The following is a 19,915-nucleotide window of genomic DNA, read 5'->3' on the forward strand; positions in this document are numbered from 1 at the left end:
TCAGCTATTATTTTCGAGCAACTCATCCAGTTGGATGTCGAGCCGTTTCATTTGACGCTCCACTGGAGGCCAGACATTTTTGATGAAATCGGCACGCTGTGCATCACGCAACTTGGCTTTTGCTCCGCTAGCCACGAACATCCCGACACCGCGCTTTACCGTGACCAGGCCATCTTCCTGAAAGCCCTGATATGCTTTGGCAACCGTCAAGGGGTTGGCGCCCTGTTCAACCGCAAAAGCACGGACTGATGGAAGCATGTCACCTTCGGCATATTCACCATCAAGGATTGATTCGGAGATAATATCCCGTAATTTCAAATAGACAGGTTTGCTTGCGTTGTTCATACTGCATCACTGCCATAATACAGCGATGCAGGCAAGGGAAAGTCTGTTTTTTCTTATATTTACTCATTCAAACGCCGCTATTCGGCCGATTGAATTTTCCATTTGGTCAAAATTTGCGCCAACTCAGGCCGTGGTCGTTCGGTGAGTTCGCCATCTGCGGTGCCGGCAAATATAAAACCAGCAATCCGCTCGGGTGCCTTTCCAAACAGATCGCGGACATCATCATTATATGATGGCCAGCCCGTGATCCATCCGCCGACATAATTCTGCGCGTGAATGGCGTGCATGATATTCATGCAAAAGGCACCGCAGCTAAGTTCCTGTTCCCAGACGGGTATTTTCGTCGAGCTGACCGGTGAGAACAACACCACCAGCAATGTTGGTGCCTGATGCGCCATGAGTTCCAATGCCTCCAGCTCGAGCCGGCCAGCATCGGGTTTTTCCTTCAGATAGGCTTGCACCAATTGCGCCGCCAGGGTGCCTCGCTGTAATGTGTCTACCGAGACGACCCGCCACGGCGCCAGCTTACCATGATCCGGCGTTCGCAGCGCGGTTGCGACGATATCCTCTATTTGTTCGTCGGTTGGGCCGGGTGCCGTCATATTGCGCGGCCGACCGGAGCGGCGAGAAGGCAGGTAGCTATTCAGGCTGGAAAGGTCATTGAACATCGACATTATCTTGTGTGGCCTATCGGTCATTGCAAGCGGCATTTGCCCATAAACCGGTCACAAACGCAACAATATGCTTCACACGCGACATTTTTTGACTAGGGTGCGGTTCAATAGGGCCGCATTGGACGGCCTACATCTATATCGGGGAGGCCGTTGTAATGGCTAGTGCGTATCAAGAATCCGGAGATGCCAAAGGGACATTCCTTGGTCATCCCAAAGGTTTGTTTGTCCTGTTTTTTGCGGAAATGTGGGAGCGTTTCTCCTACTATGGCATGCGGGCTCTGCTCATATTTTATCTTACGAAGCACTGGCTGTTTTCTGACAGCGAATCCGGGATAATTTATGGCGCTTATACGGCATTGGTCTACATCACCCCGGTCGTTGGTGGTTATTTAGCCGACAAATATCTGGGACAGCGAAAAGCTGTTCTTTTTGGGGCCGTATTGCTCACCTTGGGGCACTTTTTTATGGCTTTCGAAGGTGATGCAGGGATCGGCCATGTTGATAATCCTGTCATCAGTATTTTCTGGCTAGCCCTCGCCTTGATCATTGTCGGATCGGGCTTCCTGAAAGCCAATATCTCGGTGATTGTTGGTCAACTTTACCCTCGGACAGATGTCCGCCGGGATGGTGCTTACACCATATTCTACATGGGTATTAACCTCGGCGCGGCGCTAGGCTCTTTGCTCTGCGGTTATATTGGTGAGACCTATGGCTGGGCCTATGGCTTTGGTCTTGCCGGCATCGGTATGCTGCTTGGTCTGATCGTTTTCATCTGGGGCAAACCTCTTTTGCTCGGTCGTGGCGAACCATCAGATCCCGAAAAGCTGAAGCAACCTGTGGCGGGTATCAAGCTGGAATGGTGGATGTACATTGCAGGTCTTGCGATGGTTGGAATCTGCTGGCTGGCGATTCAGTTCCAGGATCTCGTCGGCTATGTCTTGGGGATCTTCGGCGGCGGACTAGTCATCTACGTTCTTTATACCGCAGTTTCTAAGCTCTCATCTGAAGAGCGGGATCGCATCTTTGCTGCGATGTTCCTGATTGTCACATCGATTATCTTTTGGGCGCTGTTTGAGCAGGCGGGTTCGTCTCTGAATCTGTTCACCGACCGGCATGTTGATCGGGCCGGTGTGCCTGCTTCGACTTTCCAGTCGATCAATGCGATCTATATCATCTTGCTTGCTCCAATATTTGCAACTGTCTGGACGACACTTGGGCGGAAGGGCATGGAGCCGTCCGCTCCATTCAAATTCGGTCTTGGTGTTGTGCAGGTTGGACTGGGCTTTCTTGTCCTTGTCTGGGGTGCGCAAGCGGCTGGACTTGAAAATGCTACGCCAGTCATCTTTATCTTCCTGATCTATCTGCTGCACACCACCGGCGAACTCTGTCTTTCGCCAGTTGGTCTGTCGGCGATGAACAGGTTAGCACCGGCTCACATGGCCAGCCTGATCATGGGCACATGGTTTTTCGCTTCGGCAACCGGTAACTTCGCTGCCGGTCTGATCGCCTCGGCGACGGGCGCAGAAGGCGTGGGAGAAGAGGCTGGAAAACAGGTTGTTCTCGACGTCTATTCCACTGTTGGTTGGGTGGCTGTTGTCGTCGGAGTCGGTGTTCTGGTCATTTCACCCCTAATCAAGAAGCTGATGCATCTCGACACGCTTCAGGACGACAATGTCGGTGATGATCTTGAAGGTCAGCGTGAAATTGGTGAACCAGCAGCTGCCGGTATTCACCCGACAACAAAATCTTGAATGGATAAATCATAGATTAGAGGACAATTATGGAATTGAAGGACTTGCTGGCAGTTGTCGCTGCCGGAGCGCTTGTGACGGGCTGCGCGGCGACCGCAGCTGAAACCGAAACGGTCAGTGCATCGGCAAGCAGCGCGAGTAAAAGCCCGGCAAAGACGGCTTTTCCTTCAACCTATAAAGCCTATCCTGCGGATAATGTCGTGATCACAGGCGCCACGATATTTGACGGTGAGGGGCAGCGTTTTGATAATGGCGTTGTTTTCATGTCAGCTGGCAAGATCGTGTCGGTTGGTGGCTCGGAAACGGTGATACCCACGGACAGCACGATCATTGACGGAACCGGTAAATATGTGACGCCGGGGATTATCGATATCCACAGCCATCTGGGTGACTATCCAACGCCAAGTGTCGCGGCGCATAATGACGGTAACGAGGCGACGTCGCCGGTGACACCGGAAGTCTGGGCGGAGCATAGTGTCTGGCCGCAGGATCCGGGTTTCTCGCGGGCCTTGGCCAATGGCGGGGTGACTGCGCTGCAAATCCTTCCCGGCTCGGCCAATCTGTTCGGCGGACGGGCGGTGACCCTAAAAAATGTGCCGGCACGTACGGTCCAGGCGATGAAATTCCCCGGTGCGCCTTATGGGATGAAAATGGCCTGCGGTGAAAATCCCAAGCGGGTCTATGGCGGACGCAACAGAAAGCCGTCCACACGGATGGGCAGCCTGTCTTTGACCCGCCAGACATGGATTAATGCGCAAGATTATCAGAAAAAGCGGAACGGTGCGAAGCCACCCAAACGTGATCTTGGCAAGGACACGCTGGTTGGTGTTCTGGAAGGTGATATATTGGTGCACAACCATTGTTATCGGGCGGACGAGCTGAACCAGATTATCGATATGTCGAAGGAATTCGGCTATAAGGTGACCGCATTCCACCATGCTGTCGAAAGCTACAAGATTGCCGACATATTGGCCAAGGAAGGCATTTGCTCGGCAATCTGGGCGGACTGGTGGGGTTTCAAGATGGAAGCCTATGATGCGATCCCCGAAAATGCAGCACTGTTGCAGCAGGCCGGTGCCTGCGTGATCATCCATTCCGATGACGAGAACCAGATACAGCGGCTCAATCAGGAGGCCTCGAAGGCGCTCGCCGATGGCCGCGCTATGGGGATCGAAATCAGCGATGCCCAAGCGATCCAGTGGATCACCTATAATCCCGCCAAAGCGATGGGCATTGCCGATCAGACCGGTAGCCTGAAACCCGGCAAGATGGCCGATGTGGTTCTTTGGAACGATAATCCGCTGAGCGTCTATTCCCGTCCCGAAAAGGTCTGGATCGACGGGGCGATGATGTACGATAGCAATGATCCAAGCCGCCGGCCGGTTAGTGATTTCGAGCTCGGCCAACCCGGTGAAGGAGACGTGAAATGAAGCATCTTGCAACAGCTCTCGTTTCTGCCCTTGCTCTGATGGCTAATTCAGCTGGCGCCGAAACCATCGCCATTACTGGCGGTAAAGTTGTCATCGGCGACGGCAGTGCGCCGATGGATGGAGCAACCGTGGTCCTTCGCAATGGCCGTGTGGTCGCCGCCGGCACCAACGTCACCGTGCCAGCCAATGCGCGTCGGATTGACGCGTCGGGCAAATGGGTAACGCCGGGTGTTTTCGCCGGTTTCAGCCGGATTGGCCTGATTGAGGTCAATGCCGTCCGAGCGACCAACGATACCAATGCGGCCGACTCTGTTTTCTCAGCAGCGCTGGACGTCCAATATGCGGTGAACCCGTTCGCAGCGCCCGTCGCGGTGAACCGGGCGGCCGGTGTCACCCGTGCGGTGGTATCGCCAAGCACTGCCAAGTCTATCTTTGGCGGCTATGGCGCGATTGTCGATCTCGGCCAGGACAGCAATCCGATCACCAAGGCGCGCGCTTTTCAGTTTGTCGAACTGGGCGAAACCGGCCATCGCAGGGCAGGGGGCAGCCGTGCGGCAGCCCATATAATGTTTCGGGCGATGCTGAACGAAGCACGGACCTATTCCCGCAATCCTTCATTGTTCGACAGCGATCTGATGAAGGCATCGGATGCCAAGGCGCTATTACCGGTAATCAATGGTTCCACCCGGCTGCTGGTGCATGTCGAAAGTGCCAATGATATTTTGAAGGTGCTCGATCTCCGCAAGGACTTTCCGTCCCTGAAACTGGTACTGGTCGGGGTTAATGAAGGCTGGCGTGTTGCCAATGCCATTGCCGCAGCGAAAGTTCCGGTATTGGCTTCTGCTTTGAGTGATTTGCCGTACAGCTTTGAAGATCTGGCTGCGACGCAATCCAATATCGGCCGGATGAAGCAGGCCGGGGTCGAAGTTGCAATTGGCATGATCAACGACCGTGATGCCCACCAATTACGCTATTCCATGCAATATGCGGGCAATCTCGTGGCGCTGAACAAGGTCCCACGCGCAACCGGTCTGAGCTGGGACGAGGCGTTTGCCGCGATCAGCTCGAAGCCGGCTGAGATCATGGGCATGGGCGCGCAGCTCGGCTCGCTAAAGGCAGGCCGGAGAGGCGATGTGGTCATCTGGACGGGCGATCCGTTGGAGCTTTCCACGCGGGTCGAGAGCGTGTTTATCGATGGTGTGGAGCAGTCGCTTACCAACCGTCAGCAACGGCTGCGCGAACGCTATCGCAATCCCGCTCCCGGCGCATTGCCGAAAGCCTATGATCGGTAGAGCAGCCGGCTCGTCGGGATATTGTGTCTTGATGGCCGAGCCAAAGTTCACACAATTCACACCCCATTTTAGAGGGACATGAAACGCGCGCAACGAAACCTAAAAACCGATATTCAACACCGAGAAAAACCGCAATAACCATGGACTATCAGGGGCCTTGTAGAAAAGCGGTTTTGGGTCTGAACTGGTGCGCGTTTAGAGCCGGACCATCGCCATCATGGCTTCACCATAGCGGGGGCCTGATGTCCCGCCTACCGGTGCCGCTTTTTCGAGTTCGTCGAGATCCGTATCGGTCAAGCTGACATCCACAGCCGCCATGCTGTCTTCCAGTGTTGCACGGCGTTTGGATCCGGGTATCGGAACGATAAAATCACCCTGCGCCAATAGCCATGCCAGTGCAATTTGAGCCGGCGAAACGCCATGGCGACCGGCAACCTGTTTGACCACATCGACCATTTTCAGATTCTGGTCGAAATTTTCTTCGGAATAGCGCGGGTCACGGAGGCGGTAATCATCGGCATCCAGATCATCACGGCTGGTAATCTGACCGGTGAGGAAGCCGCGACCCAGGGGGCTGTAGGGCACAAAGCCAATCTCGAGATCCTGACAGAGCGGCAGGATTTCGTCTTCGATACTGCGTTCCCAAAGCGAATATTCCGATTGCAACGCGGCAATCGGGTGAGTTTTGTGCGCTCGCTTAATCGTATCGGCACCGGCCTCTGACAGGCCGAGATACCGGACCTTGCCGGCTTGCACGAGCTCTGCCATCGCGCCGACAGTGTCTTCGATAGGCACATCGGGATCAACGCGATGCTGGTAGAACAGGTCGATCACATCAATGCCCAGTCGTTGGAGAGAGGCATCGCAAGCACGGTGGACATTGGCTGGTGAGGAGTCTGTCCCGATCTTTCCCGGGTTAGTCAGATCAAACCCGAATTTTGTAGCGATGATCAGACGCTCGCGCCGTCCTCTGATCGCTTGACCAAGCAGCTCTTCGTTCTTGTAAGGGCCATAAACCTCTGCGGTATCAAAAAAAGTCACGCCCAATTCTATGGCGCGATCTAGCGTCGCGAGGCTTTCGGTCATATCGGCCTTGCCATACATCCCGTTGCCAATGCCGAACATTGGCATACAGCCAAGGCCCAAGGCTGATACTTCGAGCTCTTTACCGAGTTTGCGATATTTCATCTTGGGTCTCCGACTCTTGCTTCTCCGCTTGGCGCTTCAGATACCCATATAGCTCTCGTTTGATCTCTGGTGCAAAGAGATAAAGGGCTATGACGTTGGGAATGGAGGCTAGGAAGAAGGCACTATCGACGAGATCTATGACCGTTGCTATTTCCAGCAACGCTCCAACGGGTAATATTCCGATATAGACGACTTTGTATATCATCGCCCGGATTGGCCCTTCGCCAAACAGATATTCATAAGCCTTTTGTCCGTAAAAGCCGACCGAGCATAAGGTACTATGCGCGAAGAGCAGCACCGCGATGGTCAACAGCCACGGGAACCAGTCTGAGATTTGTGCAAAAGCGGCGGCTGTTATCCGTATATCCTGATCGACACCCTGCCATGTGCCCGCAAGAACTATTGCAATAGCGCCGAGTGAACAGATGATAACGGTGTCCAGCATGGGCTCCAGCAAGGCAACGAGGCCTTCCGAGGCAGGGTCTTTCGTCCGCGCTTGGGAATGGGCGATAGCAGCTGAACCGACACCTGCTTCTGACGAGTAGACGGCGCGTTGCATGCCGATAATAAAAGCACCAATCAAACCTCCGCCAGCGGCCTGTCCGGAAAAGGCATCGCCGACAATCAAAGCGATGGCGTCGGGAATTTGCGCGAAGTTGAAAGCGATTATAGTCAAAACGCCGGACAGATAAACTATCGCCATGAGCGGCACCATTATGGATGTAACACGGCCCAGCCATTTGACACCGCCAATGACGACGAGCCCAACGAAAAAGGCCATAATGACGCCGAATGTAAGGTTGTTATCGAAATTGGATCGAAACCCGGAAACTTCACTGACAGTCGCAAGGCTTTGGTTTACCTGCACCATGGGTATGGCAATAAACATGACAAGGACAGCGTAAATGCCACCAAGGACAAGTCCCAATTTTGGCCATCCTTTTTGCTTGAACCCGTTTTTCAGATTGTACATCGGGCCGCCCCGCACGGCACCCGATGGATCGACTTCGCGAAACATCAAGGACAAGGTGACTTCCACACATTTCAGCGTCATGGCGAAAAATCCGATTATGAACATCCAGAATGCTGCTCCCGGTCCGCCAGTAGCAATGGCTATTGCTACTCCAGCGATGTTTCCCAGACCCACAGTCCCAGAAAGCGCTGTCGTCAGTGCAGAAAACTGGGAAATTGTCCCGGGCGCATCCGGGTCATCATATTTGCCGCGGACAATCCGGATCGACAGCGGCAATGCGCGGATATTTATAAAACCCATCCACAGCGTAAAAAGCACCATTGGAATCGCAAGCCAAAGAACGATCCAGGGAATTTCAGCGCCAAAAAATGGTATTTTAGAGAAAACGAGCGTAGCGATACTGCCGATCAAGTCGCTTAAAAAATCTATCATGTGCGCTTAATCCCCCTTGGACTTCACTGTGCCTAGTGTAAGGTTCGATCAAAACCAAATTCTATTTTAATGTGACTAGTTTTATTGATCGGTAGAGTATGACAAAAAATTTCTTTGGGACCGACGGAATACGCGGACTAACCAACCAGCGTCCGATGACCGCTGAAATAGCAATGAAAGTCGGGCAGGCGGCGGGCCGTCACTTCTTACGGGGCGATCATCGCCACCGGGTTGTTATTGGCAAGGATACCAGACTGTCGGGCTATATGATGGAAAATGCCTTGGTCGCAGGATTTACCAGCGTCGGAATGGATGTCGTGCAGGTTGGTCCTATGCCGACACCCGCCGTTGCATTGCTCACGCGCTCGATGCGCGCGGATCTCGGGGTAATGATCTCTGCCAGTCATAATCCCTATTATGACAATGGGATCAAGCTGTTCGGTCCTGATGGATTCAAACTGTCGGATGAGGATGAACTTAAGATTGAGGGGTATCTTTCGGAAGATGCCAAGCTGGCGCCTGCCGAGGATATCGGCCGCGCAAAACGGTTCGAAGACGCACGCGGCCGCTATATTCACGCGATCAAGATGTCTCTGCCTGATCACATCCGTCTCGATGGACTGAAGATGGTGGTCGATTGCGCCAATGGTGCCGCTTATCAGGTCGCACCTTCGGCTTTATGGGAACTGGGTGCGGAAGTGATCACCATTGGTGTCGATCCCAATGGCAAAAATATCAATCACAAATGCGGGTCTACGGATGTTGCAGCGTTGCAAGAAAGCGTCGTGGCAAGCGGTGCGCATATCGGGATTGCGTTGGATGGTGATGCGGATCGGCTGATTGTGGTCGATGAAAAGGGCAAGATTGTTGATGGTGACCAGCTGATGGCGCTGATCGGTTCAAGCTGGAGCCGCAATGGTCTGCTCCGCGGTGACGGGATTGTTGCAACGGTGATGTCGAATCTGGGGCTGGAACGCTTCCTGGCATCACAGAAACTTGATCTTGTCAGGTCCAAAGTGGGTGACCGCTATGTGCTGGAAGAGATGAAGAAGGGCGGCTTTAATGTCGGCGGCGAGCAATCGGGCCATATGATCTTGCTGGATCACGGCACAACTGGTGATGGCACAATCGCCGCGTTGCAGGTCTTGCGTGAATTGGTCGAGAGCGGAAAGCCGGCCAGCGAGCTTTTGCATCTCTTTGATCCAGTCCCGCAATTGCTTAAAAATGTCCGGTATTCCAGCGGAGCCCCGCTGGATCACGAAAGCGTCAAGTCGGTCATTGCCGAGGCAGAGAAAGAGCTGAACGGCTCCGGTCGGCTGGTCATCCGGGCCTCGGGCACTGAGCCGTTGATACGGGTCATGGCAGAGGGCGATAATAGCGACCAGGTCCATCAAGTCGTCGACCGCATCTGCAATGTAGTCGAAGAGGTTGCCGCCTGATGCTCGACATGCGCCCCGATTGTGAAAGCTGTGGCAAGGATTTGCCCGCTGATCTGAGCGGCGCGCATATCTGTTCATTCGAATGCACTTTTTGTGATGAATGCAATGCGACCAGTCATAACGGCACATGCCCGAATTGCGGTGGTATCTTGCTCCTCAGGCCGACACGTTCAACCGAACTGCTTCAGAAATTTCCGGCCTCTACGGAGCGCAAATATAAGGGATGATCATGGGTGTGATATTTCTGGCTATCGTCGTAATGATATTATTTATTCCGATTGCGGTCGGATTGATGATATTTTTTATTGCGCCGGATTGGTTCCAGGCCAATCGCAATGCTGTAATTATAGGCGTGGGCATTGCTGACTTTCTGATGTTCGCGGCGATAGCCGTTCTGTTCCTGGCTGTATGACGGCCAATTGCCCGCGTGTCCTGTCCATAGCCGGTTCCGACAGCGGCGGCGGGGCAGGGATTCAGGCGGATATCCGTACGATCACCAATCTGGGTGGTCATGCGATGACCGCGATAACCGCTGTAACAGCCCAGAATAGTGCGGGTGTCACGGCGGTGGAGCTGATGACGCCTGATATGGTGCTGGCCCAGATATGGGCGGTGATGGACGATTTCGGCGCAGATGCGATCAAGATCGGCATGTTGGGATCGCCGGAAATTGCGTTGGCCGTTGCCAGTTTCTTGAAATCTCTGCGCAACACACCGATTATCTTCGACCCGGTGATGGTGGCGACCAGCGGCGCGACACTGGCAGATGATCGCACCGTAACAGCCTTCCAGAAAATCATTCCGCTAAGCAGCCTGGTTACGCCCAATCTCGATGAAATGGAGCGGCTGGGAGGGGAAGAAGATCTTTCCCGCTATGATGTGCCGTTTCTCGTCAAAGGTGGCCATGGCCAAGAGGATATGCTGATCGACCGGCTTGTGGGCCCCGATGGCGAACTGGAACGCTGGGAAGGGCGCCGGATTGATACACGGCACAGCCATGGCACCGGCTGTACCCTGTCGGCTGCGATTGCCACTTATCTTGCCGGTGGTGACAGCTTAAGCATCGCGATTGGCAAAGCGCGCAACTATGTAAGAGCCAGTCTCGAAGCTGCACCAGGCTATGGCGCAGGACATGGTCCTATGGGTGTACCGAAAGCATGACGACGCAAATCATTGCCGGTATTGATGAGGCGGGCAGGGGGCCGCTTGCTGGGCCGGTGGTCGCGGCAGCGGTGATTTTGCCCGATGGCCACAAGATCCAGGAGCTCGATGACAGCAAGAAACTCACCGCGAAAAAGCGGGCGATGCTTGAAACCGAAATACTAGAAAAAACTATATATAATATAGCACTATGCGATCAATCTGAGATTGATTCTATCAATATATTGCAGGCAACCATGACCGCGATGACACGCGCTGCGGAAGGATTATCGCAAGAGCCAGATCATATCTTGGTCGACGGCAATCGCTTGCCCCAATGGAGCTTTCAGGCCCAAGCCGTGATCGGCGGAGATGCCATCCATCCGTGTATTTCAGCAGCCTCGATTCTGGCCAAGGAATATCGCGATCGCATGATGATCGCTGCGGCGGAGAAATATCCCGAATATGGTTGGGAACGGAATAAGGGCTATGGAACAGCAGAGCATATGGCGGCGCTCAGAAAATATGGACCGACGCCATTGCATCGCAAAAGCTTTGCACCCGTGGCGCAGTTTTCCTTGCTTTAGGCGGCTTGTTTTCCGCTTGTCGCGGGTTTTTCCTGCACCCACTCGCCATTATCATTCTTGGTATAGCGCGGCGCCCATTTAACGTTCCAGACCAGTCCCATTTTTTCCCACATGCGGATGATACTGGCGCAGAGATCAAATTCCCACCAGACCACACCAGAGGTCGCCGAACGCGGGTGCTGATGATGGTTGTTATGCCAGCCATCCCCCATGGTCAGAATGTTGATCAGCAGGTTATTCTTCGCTGTGCCATGGTCATGAAAGCGCTGCGTGCCGAAAAGATGGCAGATGCTGTTTACGCTTTGCAACACCGTTAGCACGACAAAAATCCGCAACAATCCAGCGATCAAAATCGTCCCGATAATGGCTTCGGGGCCAGCAAAGGCCAGCGCCCATAGGGTTGGGAAAACAATGGCGGAAACAAAGTACCAGAACCAGCGTGTGCGATGCGCGAACATCACAATCTCGTCATCAACCAGGCCCTTGCCATAAATACTGAGATCGGTCGTCGTGCGGTCAAACAGCCAGCCGACATGGCTGTGATGGAATTTTGCAAAACCTTTTAAGGGTTTGCCATAGCCGTCAAAATGCGGGCTGTGGGCGTCTCCGACTTTGTCTGTCATCGCGTGATGGCGGCGGTGATTGGCTGCCCAGTGCAGCGCAGAGCCTTGCGCCGCCGACTGGGTCAATATCGCAATGAATATGCCCATCGGCTTGGATGTTTCAAAGGCGCGGTGCGAGAAATAGCGGTGATAGCCGACGATACAGCCAACCATCGAGAGGAAATAGCCGACCAGAAAAGCCGACCATTCCACCCAACCGGATCCATATGCGAACATCCAGTATATCGCTGCGATCGAGCCGCCGATTTTGGTGGTCGACAAAATCGCATGTTCGCGGAGCTTGGCCTTAGCGGCCCTGCCTCCAAATTTCGCCCCAAAAGGTACGGTTATCGAAGTATCTTCAGTCTTGAGGAGTTCGGTTTCGCTTACGCTGGCTGTTGCCTCGAAGAGATTTTTTTCAGCCTGTGCTTGGCCAGTCTCGGTTAAATTCTCAACATTGGTGTCGATTGTCATTACGCGCCCCGTACGATCAAATGCCAGCATCCGCTGAAATACTGGGCAGACATAACCATATTCTGCGAAATCCGGCAATCAAGTTAACCAATGCGCAACCAAAATTGGCGGTTAGTCTTTGTGAAATACGAAAATTTTATTTTGTCCAAATTGGGTCGACAAGCGAGTCCTTTGGGACACACCACTAGGGATTGAGTCCACCGACTGTGCGAAGACTCCATATCTGGTGGGGGACTCGTTTCGTTCTCCTTTTCAATTTTCTGTTAATCATAAAGACACGCCTTTAACCTAAGTTAACGGCCTTGACCGCAGGCCGCTGAGGACTCACCCTAAGCGCCACTTCAGTCAAAAAGGCGAAAAATTCATGGGTATCATTGAGCGTATCGACGCGCCCAAAACTAAAACGAAGGCAAAAACCAGCGGAGCGAAAAAGCCCGCGGTCGACCTGCCATTAAACCAGATTTTGAAGATGGATTGTGTTGAGGCAATGAAATCACTGCCCGATGAATCCGTCGATATGGTCTTTGCTGATCCACCCTATAATCTACAGCTTGGCGGCGATCTCTACCGGCCCGAAGGCGGGCAGGTCGATGCTGTCGATGATGCCTGGGACCAGTTTGACAGTTTTGCCGTTTACGACGCTTTTACAAAGGCCTGGCTGAAAGAAGCGCGGCGCATCCTGAAGCCCAATGGCTCACTTTGGGTGATTGGCAGCTATCACAACATCTTCCGGGTCGGCGCGTCACTGCAGGATCTCGGCTACTGGATATTGAACGACATCATCTGGCGTAAAGCCAACCCAATGCCGAATTTCAAGGGTACACGCTTTACCAATGCCCATGAAACGCTGATCTGGGCGTCGAAGAGCGAGAAGGCGAAATATACATTCAATTATCGCGCGATGAAGAATCTGAATGACGAGCTGCAAATGCGCAGCGACTGGGTCATGCCGATCTGCGGTGGGCAGGAGCGTCTGAAACGCAACGGTGTCAAGGCACATCCAACCCAAAAGCCAGAGGCTTTGCTTTACCGAGTGATGCTAGCCACCACCAATAAAGGTGATGTTGTGCTCGATCCGTTTTTCGGAACCGGAACCACTGGCGCTGTCGCGAAACGCCTGGGTCGCCACTGGATTGGCTGCGAAAAGGAAGATAATTACTGTGAGGTAGCCGAAGAGCGCATAGAAGCGGCGCTGCCATTGGATGAAAGCGAGTTAAAAACCATGCAATCGCCCAAGGCGAAACCGCGGGTAGCTTTCGGGACGTTGGTCGAAACCGGCTATCTGAAACCGGGTACGGAATTGTGCAGCAAGAACCGCAAGTTCAAGGCCAAGGTCCGCGCAGATGGCTCGCTGGTCTGGAATGGCCATGAGGGATCCATCCATAAAATCGGCGCGACAGTGCAGGATGCACCGAGCTGTAATGGCTGGACCTATTGGTATTATGATGATGGTAAAGAACTGAAACCGGTCGATGCCTTGCGGCAGACCTATTTGTTAGCGACGGAGCCTTAGGAAAACGGACATGGTGGATGCTGTCGGCCCGGATGCAAAACTCTATCTGAAGCCTGTTGGGTTTCTCGACAGCCCACAATATTTTGATGACCAGAATAAACATTTAAACAATAGTTTAATATGGTTTTCTCAGATTGAATATACGATATTTGATGGCGATGGACCGGCGATCAGAAACCTCGTTCCGGTGGAACAGTGGGACAAGATTGCATCGCAATTGCCGGAACCCTTGCAAGAACGCGCTGCGGTTCTGATTGCCAATCTCGCCAAGGACCATGCGCCACTGCAATGTGGCGACCGGGTGCTTCGTTTTGATCAACCCCATGTGATGGGTATCCTCAACATGACGCCGGACAGTTTCTCCGATGGCGGCAAACATGAGGGCGACCCACAAATCGCGGCGGATGCCGGTTTTAATATGGCGACAGCAGGGGCATCGATCATCGACATAGGTGGCGAGTCAACGCGCCCGGGTGCCGAGGCCGTATGGGAAGGCGATGAGATCAAACGGGTTGTGCCGGTGATTGAGAAACTCACGCAATGTGGTGCAGCCTTGTCGATCGACACGCGCAAGGCAGCGGTGATGGAGGCTGCAATTGCAGCGGGCGCGCATATTATCAATGATGTATCGGCGCTGCTGCATGACAAACGCGCGTTGGAAGTGGCTGGCGTGTCGGGCAGGCCAGTGGTGCTGATGCACGCCCCATCAAGTGGCAAGGATCCGCATAAGGGTAACGGTTATGGAAATGTCGTTACCGATACATTTGACTGGCTGGAACAGCGTATTTCTGATGTTGTTGAAGCAGGTTTTGAACGGGAGAAAATTATCGTCGATCCCGGTCTTGGTTTCGGTAAGTCACTGTCCGACAATCTGGCATTGATGAACAATATCGCGGTGTTCCACGCCCTGGGGCAACCTTTGCTTATCGGTGCCAGCCGCAAGCGAATGATCGGGGCGTTGTCCAAGGAAGCGCCGGTGGATGAACGGCTTGGTGGTTCGATTGCCTTTGCACATCACGCGATCCAGCAGGGCGCACAGATTGTGCGAGTGCATGATGTGCCAGAAACTGTTCAGGCGGCGCAAATCTGGCGCGGTATGCGTGATGCCGGAGTGACGGCGCGGGTTTAAACCAACTGGTCGGCGCTATCTTACAAGCAAGCTAGAGAAAAGCCTCGATCTAGAGATCTCCGGCCGCTTCCTTGATGGCGCGGCGTATGCTCATATAAGTGGCACAGCGGCAGATATTCCCGCTCATCGCTGCATCGATATCCTCATCGCTTGGGTTGGAGTTTTCATCCAGCAATGCCGTTGCCGCCATGATCTGGCCTGACTGGCAATAGCCACATTGCGGTACGTCATTTTTAATCCACGCCGAACGGATCGCGTCTGCTGCGCCGCCCGTCACCCCTTCGATGGTTGTGATTTTTGAACCTTCCAGCGTGTCGTGCGGGGTAATACAGGCACGGGTTGGTGCATCATCAACATGGACCGTACATGCGCCGCATTGCGCAATACCGCAGCCAAATTTGGTCCCGGTCATTTTCAGATGATCACGCAAAACCCAGAGCAGCGGCGTGCCGGCAGCCGCATCCACGGTTTCGTCTTTTCCATTGATATTAAGTGTTATGGTCATGACCTGTTCCTGACTTATGCGGTTTCTTCAGTGGGCAAAGACAACCGGCTTCCCGATGCCCCGATTATCGGTAGCTTCCGGATCCGGTGACCGGTTGCATTGAATATCGCGTTGGTGAGCGCCGGCGCTGCAGGCGGTGTGGCGGGTTCGCCAACGCCGGCAGGGGCACTGTTTGACGGGACAATCTGTACTTCGAAAGCGCGCGGTGCTTCGCCCATGCGCAATACCCGCCATGACGGGAAATTATCTTGCACAACAGCGCCATTTTTCGCGGTGATTTCGCCAAATAGGGCGTTGGAGAGGCCATAAATTGTTCCGCCTTCCATCTGCGCCCGTGTGTGGCGCGGATTTATAACCGTTCCAGCATCGACGGCCAGCCAGACGCCCGGGATAGTCAACGCTCCTTCCGGGCTGACCGCTACTTCGACCACCGTGGCAATATAGGATAGAAATGATCGATGGACGGCGATGCCCAATCCATGACCCGAAGGCATGGATCGGCCCCATTTGGCCATTTCCGAAGCGACATTGACGACATTGGAAAGCCGCGCCGTTTCAATCGGATATTCCTCGATTGATGCATCATAATTGGGATATGTTGCCCCTTCGTCAGCGGGGTCTATGTTGCGCGCGTTACCGATCAGCTCTAGCAAATAGTCTTTCTGATCCCGGCCAGCAGCATGCGCCATTTCTGCGGCAAAGCTCTGCACCGCAAATGCGTGATAGATGTTGGAAACCGATCGCAGCCAGCCGATCCGCAAATGGCCCTTGGCATTGCCGGACTCAACCTGCAGGTTCGGCATGTTGAATGGCACATCGGTCGCGCCCAGTCCCATTTCGCCATCGGTCGGAACATCCATTCCCGGCGCGAATGTCGACGCTATTGGCGGAAAGACCGTGCGATGAAGATAGGATGTGCATTTGCCATCTGCATCCAGTCCGGCTTCCATTCGTTGTGCGCTAACCGAGTGATAATAGCCGTGGCGAACCTCGTCTTCGCGGGTCCAGGTCACCTTGACCGGGCGGCCCACTTCCTTGGCGATAATTGCCGCCTCCACCACGAAATCCGGTTTTGACTTGCGACCAAAAGCGCCGCCCAGCCAGGTCGCGTTTACGGTGATATTTTCCTTGTCGATCTCGAGCAAGTCCGACAGGGTTTGCCGCGTTGCCTGAGGGTCCTGTACGCAGGCCCAGCATTCAAGCTTGTCACCATCCCAACGAGCCGTGGCGGCTGGTGGCTCCATCGGTGATTGCGATAGGTGCGGCGCATAATATTCCGCCTCCACACGGCTGTCGGCGCCGGATAATCCGGCAGCGACGTCTCCACGCTTCCGTCTGACCGTTCCAGACCGTTTGGCCGTTTGGATCATCTGGTCGGCAAATGTCTCGGAATCATAGCCGGCATTGGGGCCGTCGACCCAATCAATCTCCAGAGCATTGCGCCCCTGAATGGCGGCCCAGGTATCAGATCCAATGACCGCCACGCCGCCCAGTGCCTTGAACAGGGCAGGTGGGGTTGCATCCGGCAATTTTACGGTTTGCATGACACCCGGAATGGCCAGTGCCTTCTCGTCACGCACCGCTCCTGTCTTGCCGAACAACTGCGGCGGTCTGGCGATGACGGCGTAGACCATTTCTGGGATATCGACATCAATGCCGAACGTGCCTTCGCCGCGGGTGATCTTGGGGATGGTGAGAGAGGCGATTTCCTTGTTGATGTAGCGCCAGTCTTTGGGATCTTTGACCGCAATATCTTTTTCTTCGGGAACTTGCAGTTTCGCTGCTACCTTTGCCAGATTGCCATAGGATAACGTATCGCTATTCTGGCTGTTGCCAACTTTGCCGAGTGACGCTTCGCATTCGGATGGCTCCATCTTCCAGTAAATTGCAGCGGCTTGTTCCAACATTTGTTTCATCGCGGCGCCGGCCAGACGCAAACGATGGAAGTTATAACGCACGGATCGCGATCCATCGGTATTCTGATCGCCATAACGTTCATGGCCAACCGCTTGGACAATCTCGACATTTTCCCAATCGGCGTCCAACTCATCGGCCACGATCTGGGCCATGGAGGTCCAAACCTGCTGGCCCATTTCGGAGCGATGGCAGGTGATCTTGACCGTGCCATCTTCTTCAATAGCTATCCACAAGGCGGGAGTCGCATCACCGCCCTTCACCTCGGTCAGTGGGCTGGGTCCAGCAGCGGGCAAATCGAGACTATCAGGATCGATCTTGGGTTCTTCATATCGGGAACAACCGGCAAGTGTAACACCAACCACAAACAGGCTTGATCCCACTACAAAACCGCGCCGTGTCAAATTGGTGATTTTGGAAGCATCCGGATTGGGTTCCGATTTATTATCTCCACCAGGAATGATCCCAATATCATGCAGAAACATCAATAATCTCCCAATCGCTTGTTTGGCATGATTGCCTCAGTTTTGATCGAGAAGCAATCGAAGGTGACATGGCCCGATAACATATCACCATGATTCACAACACAGACTAAATGGCAGCAATGCCCATCGGGAGCTCCGAAGCAATAACATCGCGGGGCAATTGTCAAAGCAGCTAACTTCTGCAATCACAGTCGTATGTCGCAAGCCTCCGCAAATTCCTTCACGCATTCCCATATCGTATTGAAGGACGGGACGGTCGCTTTCAGATGTTCGTCGGATAAAGATCTATGGCCGTGGTTGGCGCTGCCTGCATTTGATCCGATTGTGGTCCAGACGATAAATTTCTGGACCTCGGTGGAGACCGGCGCGGCGCGCGGCACATTTGATCCCACGAAATGGTCCGCTCTGACTCAGACCGAATGGACCTGCGGAGAGCCGGGAGCGGGTCATGCAACCCATGGCGTCGCTAGTGTGATGGGCGAAGAGGGTGCGCCCCGTTTCGGACTGACCTTTTTCGATAGCGATGGCGCGCTGGTCTATAGCATGAGCGGTGTAGGCGTGGTGTTTCAGACCAGAGATTTTGAAGCCTGGCGGGAGAAAGCAAAGAAGGGGATGGCGGAGCTGCCTGACACCAGTGATTTCCAGTTTGCGCCTGCAAGTGCGGTCGGTGTGGCGACGCAGGGACAGAGCTTTCTCTCTCCGTTGATCGGCCATGATAATCCCTGCGCGCTGGCTTTGATCACAAAGGAAAGCGGCTTTCCGCCCGTGCACCCCAATCTCAGTGGCTCCGGTGATCATGTGAATTCCACCCATCTTGCCGACGTCGCACGACAATTTGTCCATCTCTTGACTGGCGCAGAATCGCTGACGGTCAGTGGCGGTGAAATGCAATTCAAGCGCTATGTCGAACTGGGACACCCGTTTCTTATCGAGCTGGAGCAGCAGGACCGATCGGACAATACGGTCTCGATGGCGATTCAACAGGCAGATCGGCTGTGCGCGAATGTGACGCTAAAATATCAAGCTGGGTCATGATCCGTTAGACCGGCCAGCTTTACTCTTTGGAGATCATGTGCCAGCTTAGCCTGCTAAAGGAGACGAAGATGATCCAAAAATGGCATATGGCAAAACTCTGCGGCGCGATAAGTGTGGCGGTACTGCTACCAGCAACAGCGCTTGCAACCTTCACTGATCCGCGAACGGACAATGAAGAGATCATCGTCACCGGTAATAAGACAACCAAGGCCGCCATTGCCGATATCATCAATATCACTATAGCGCGTCCGGCGGGTGGGCGCTTTGTCGGTCAGCATGCGCGCCTGACAGCACCAGTTTGCCCGAAGATCGTAGGGCTTTCCGACGAAAATAAGCGTCAGGTTGAAAAACGGATGCGCGGTGTCGCGCTGGCTGCCGAACTGAAGCTGGCGGGTGAGATGTGTGAACCCAACATACTGGTGATGGTTGTAGAAAACGGCGAGGATGCAATTTCCTCGTTACGCCAAAAGCGACCGCGATTGTTTGGGAATATGACGAAATATGAGAGAGCCCGTCTCGCCGAAAGCGACGGACCTGCATATGCTTGGAAACGCATCCAAACTGGGTCTGCTGAGACCGGAGCGTTGCAAAACTCGGATCAAACAACAAAAATCACTTCGAATACTGAGGTGCCAGTCATGTATTCGCAGGTCAATTCCAAGGTGAAGCGCACCATCCGCATGAACGTTACCCACAGTTTTCTGTTGCTCGAAAAGGAGAAGCTGAAAGATCTCACTACGGTGCAGATTGCAGACTACGCGGCCATGCGGACGCTCCTGGACACGCGTGATGGTGCAAACAAAAAAATTCCGGTCAATTCAATCTTGACACTATTTGACCAGCCGGATGATGACGATCTGGCGCCGCAATCGGTGAGCGAGATGGATCTGATGCTGTTAAGTTCACTCTACCACACCATCAGCGATGTCTCAGCATCCGCTCAAACATCGGCAATGGCAAGCCGCATTGCGTCAGAAATCAGCGGCAAGGTGAAGGACTAGAATAAA

General features: G+C 53.8%; 19 protein-coding genes. 12 read left to right on the forward strand and 7 right to left on the reverse strand.

Annotated elements, in window-relative coordinates:
- Together DG177_RS00115 and DG177_RS00120 are read right to left on the reverse strand one after the other, a co-directional pair.
- Nucleotides 1-345: a GntR family transcriptional regulator gene (locus DG177_RS00115; protein ID WP_108809633.1), complete on the reverse strand. Its 345-nt coding sequence runs from the start codon at nt 343-345 to the stop codon at nt 1-3.
- Nucleotides 346-422: 77 nt separating this feature from the next.
- Complete coding sequence (locus tag DG177_RS00120) at nt 423-1,013, reverse strand: nitroreductase family protein (RefSeq protein ID WP_108812680.1); 591 nt, start codon at nt 1,011-1,013, stop codon at nt 423-425.
- 161 nt (nt 1,014-1,174) lie between these two features.
- Here DG177_RS00120 and DG177_RS00125 point away from each other — a divergent pair, with 161 nt between their 5' ends.
- The 3 genes from DG177_RS00125 to DG177_RS00135 are packed head-to-tail and all read left to right on the forward strand — an operon-like array spanning nt 1,175 to nt 5,492.
- On the forward strand, nt 1,175-2,770 hold the full coding sequence (locus DG177_RS00125) for an oligopeptide:H+ symporter (protein WP_108809634.1): 1,596 nt from the start codon (nt 1,175-1,177) through the stop codon (nt 2,768-2,770).
- Nucleotides 2,771-2,799: 29 nt separating this feature from the next.
- Complete coding sequence (locus DG177_RS00130) at nt 2,800-4,200, forward strand: amidohydrolase family protein (protein ID WP_108809635.1); 1,401 nt, start codon at nt 2,800-2,802, stop codon at nt 4,198-4,200.
- Entirely contained in the window at nt 4,197-5,492 is a 1,296-nt protein-coding gene (locus DG177_RS00135) for an amidohydrolase family protein (protein WP_108809636.1), read from the forward strand. Before DG177_RS00130 ends, DG177_RS00135 begins: the two co-directional genes overlap by 4 nt.
- 195 nt (nt 5,493-5,687) lie before the next feature.
- Here DG177_RS00135 and DG177_RS00140 read toward each other — a convergent pair whose 3' ends face one another.
- Together DG177_RS00140 and DG177_RS00145 are read right to left on the reverse strand one after the other, a co-directional pair.
- The gene (locus tag DG177_RS00140) at nt 5,688-6,680 is read right to left on the reverse strand and encodes an aldo/keto reductase (RefSeq protein ID WP_108809637.1); all 993 of its coding nucleotides are present in this window, start codon (nt 6,678-6,680) and stop codon (nt 5,688-5,690) included.
- Entirely contained in the window at nt 6,658-8,085 is a 1,428-nt protein-coding gene (locus DG177_RS00145; protein ID WP_108809638.1) for an amino acid carrier protein, read from the reverse strand. The genes DG177_RS00140 and DG177_RS00145 overlap by 23 nt, the downstream gene beginning before the upstream one ends.
- A gap of 98 nt (nt 8,086-8,183) precedes the next feature.
- Here DG177_RS00145 and glmM point away from each other — a divergent pair, with 98 nt between their 5' ends.
- From glmM to DG177_RS00170, 5 genes are read left to right on the forward strand one after another with little or no spacing between them, the layout of a single operon-like run.
- Nucleotides 8,184-9,524 carry a phosphoglucosamine mutase gene (glmM, locus tag DG177_RS00150; protein WP_108809639.1) on the forward strand — a complete coding sequence of 447 codons (1,341 nt, stop codon included), beginning with the start codon at nt 8,184-8,186 and terminating at the stop codon, nt 9,522-9,524.
- On the forward strand, nt 9,524-9,751 hold the full coding sequence (locus DG177_RS00155) for a DUF1272 domain-containing protein (RefSeq protein WP_108809640.1): 228 nt from the start codon (nt 9,524-9,526) through the stop codon (nt 9,749-9,751). The genes glmM and DG177_RS00155 overlap by 1 nt, the downstream gene beginning before the upstream one ends.
- A 2-nt stretch (nt 9,752-9,753) precedes the next feature.
- On the forward strand, nt 9,754-9,936 hold the full coding sequence (locus DG177_RS00160) for a hypothetical protein (RefSeq protein WP_337658292.1): 183 nt from the start codon (nt 9,754-9,756) through the stop codon (nt 9,934-9,936).
- A complete protein-coding gene (gene thiD, locus DG177_RS00165; protein ID WP_108809642.1) occupies nt 9,933-10,685 on the forward strand; it encodes a bifunctional hydroxymethylpyrimidine kinase/phosphomethylpyrimidine kinase in 753 nt (250 codons plus the stop codon). Before DG177_RS00160 ends, thiD begins: the two co-directional genes overlap by 4 nt.
- Nucleotides 10,682-11,251 (forward strand): ribonuclease HII, encoded by a 570-nt coding sequence (locus DG177_RS00170; RefSeq protein WP_108809643.1) that lies wholly within the window; start codon nt 10,682-10,684, stop codon nt 11,249-11,251. Before thiD ends, DG177_RS00170 begins: the two co-directional genes overlap by 4 nt.
- Here DG177_RS00170 and DG177_RS00175 read toward each other — a convergent pair.
- A complete protein-coding gene (locus DG177_RS00175) occupies nt 11,248-12,327 on the reverse strand; it encodes an acyl-CoA desaturase (RefSeq protein WP_337658295.1) in 1,080 nt (359 codons plus the stop codon). The two genes, DG177_RS00170 and DG177_RS00175, sit on opposite strands and share 4 nt — an antisense overlap.
- Nucleotides 12,328-12,691: 364 nt before the next feature.
- Here DG177_RS00175 and DG177_RS00180 point away from each other — a divergent pair, with 364 nt between their 5' ends.
- Together DG177_RS00180 and folP are read left to right on the forward strand one after the other, a co-directional pair.
- The gene (locus DG177_RS00180; RefSeq protein ID WP_108809645.1) at nt 12,692-13,840 is read left to right on the forward strand and encodes a DNA methyltransferase; all 1,149 of its coding nucleotides are present in this window, start codon (nt 12,692-12,694) and stop codon (nt 13,838-13,840) included.
- A gap of 10 nt (nt 13,841-13,850) precedes the next feature.
- Entirely contained in the window at nt 13,851-14,969 is a 1,119-nt protein-coding gene (gene folP, locus DG177_RS00185; protein ID WP_108809646.1) for a dihydropteroate synthase, read from the forward strand.
- Between the two features lie 49 nt (nt 14,970-15,018).
- On the opposite strand, the gene DG177_RS00190 is transcribed toward folP, so the two are convergent.
- Nucleotides 15,019-15,474, reverse strand: a complete 456-nt coding sequence (locus tag DG177_RS00190) for a 2Fe-2S iron-sulfur cluster-binding protein (protein WP_108809647.1) — start codon at nt 15,472-15,474, stop codon at nt 15,019-15,021.
- Nucleotides 15,475-15,488: 14 nt separating this feature from the next.
- Nucleotides 15,489-17,873 carry a molybdopterin cofactor-binding domain-containing protein gene (locus DG177_RS00195; RefSeq protein ID WP_108809648.1) on the reverse strand — a complete coding sequence of 795 codons (2,385 nt, stop codon included), beginning with the start codon at nt 17,871-17,873 and terminating at the stop codon, nt 15,489-15,491.
- Between the two features lie 297 nt (nt 17,874-18,170).
- On the opposite strand from DG177_RS00195, the gene DG177_RS00200 reads away from it, so the two are divergent.
- Both DG177_RS00200 and DG177_RS00205 read left to right on the forward strand, forming a co-directional pair.
- On the forward strand, nt 18,171-18,908 hold the full coding sequence (locus tag DG177_RS00200) for a hypothetical protein (RefSeq protein ID WP_337658299.1): 738 nt from the start codon (nt 18,171-18,173) through the stop codon (nt 18,906-18,908).
- A gap of 68 nt (nt 18,909-18,976) precedes the next feature.
- The gene (locus tag DG177_RS00205) at nt 18,977-19,909 is read left to right on the forward strand and encodes a hypothetical protein (protein ID WP_108809650.1); all 933 of its coding nucleotides are present in this window, start codon (nt 18,977-18,979) and stop codon (nt 19,907-19,909) included.
- Nucleotides 19,910-19,915 lie beyond the last annotated feature (6 nt).

The organism is Sphingorhabdus sp. Alg231-15, from assembly GCF_900149705.1.
Lineage (GTDB): Bacteria > Pseudomonadota > Alphaproteobacteria > Sphingomonadales > Sphingomonadaceae > Parasphingorhabdus.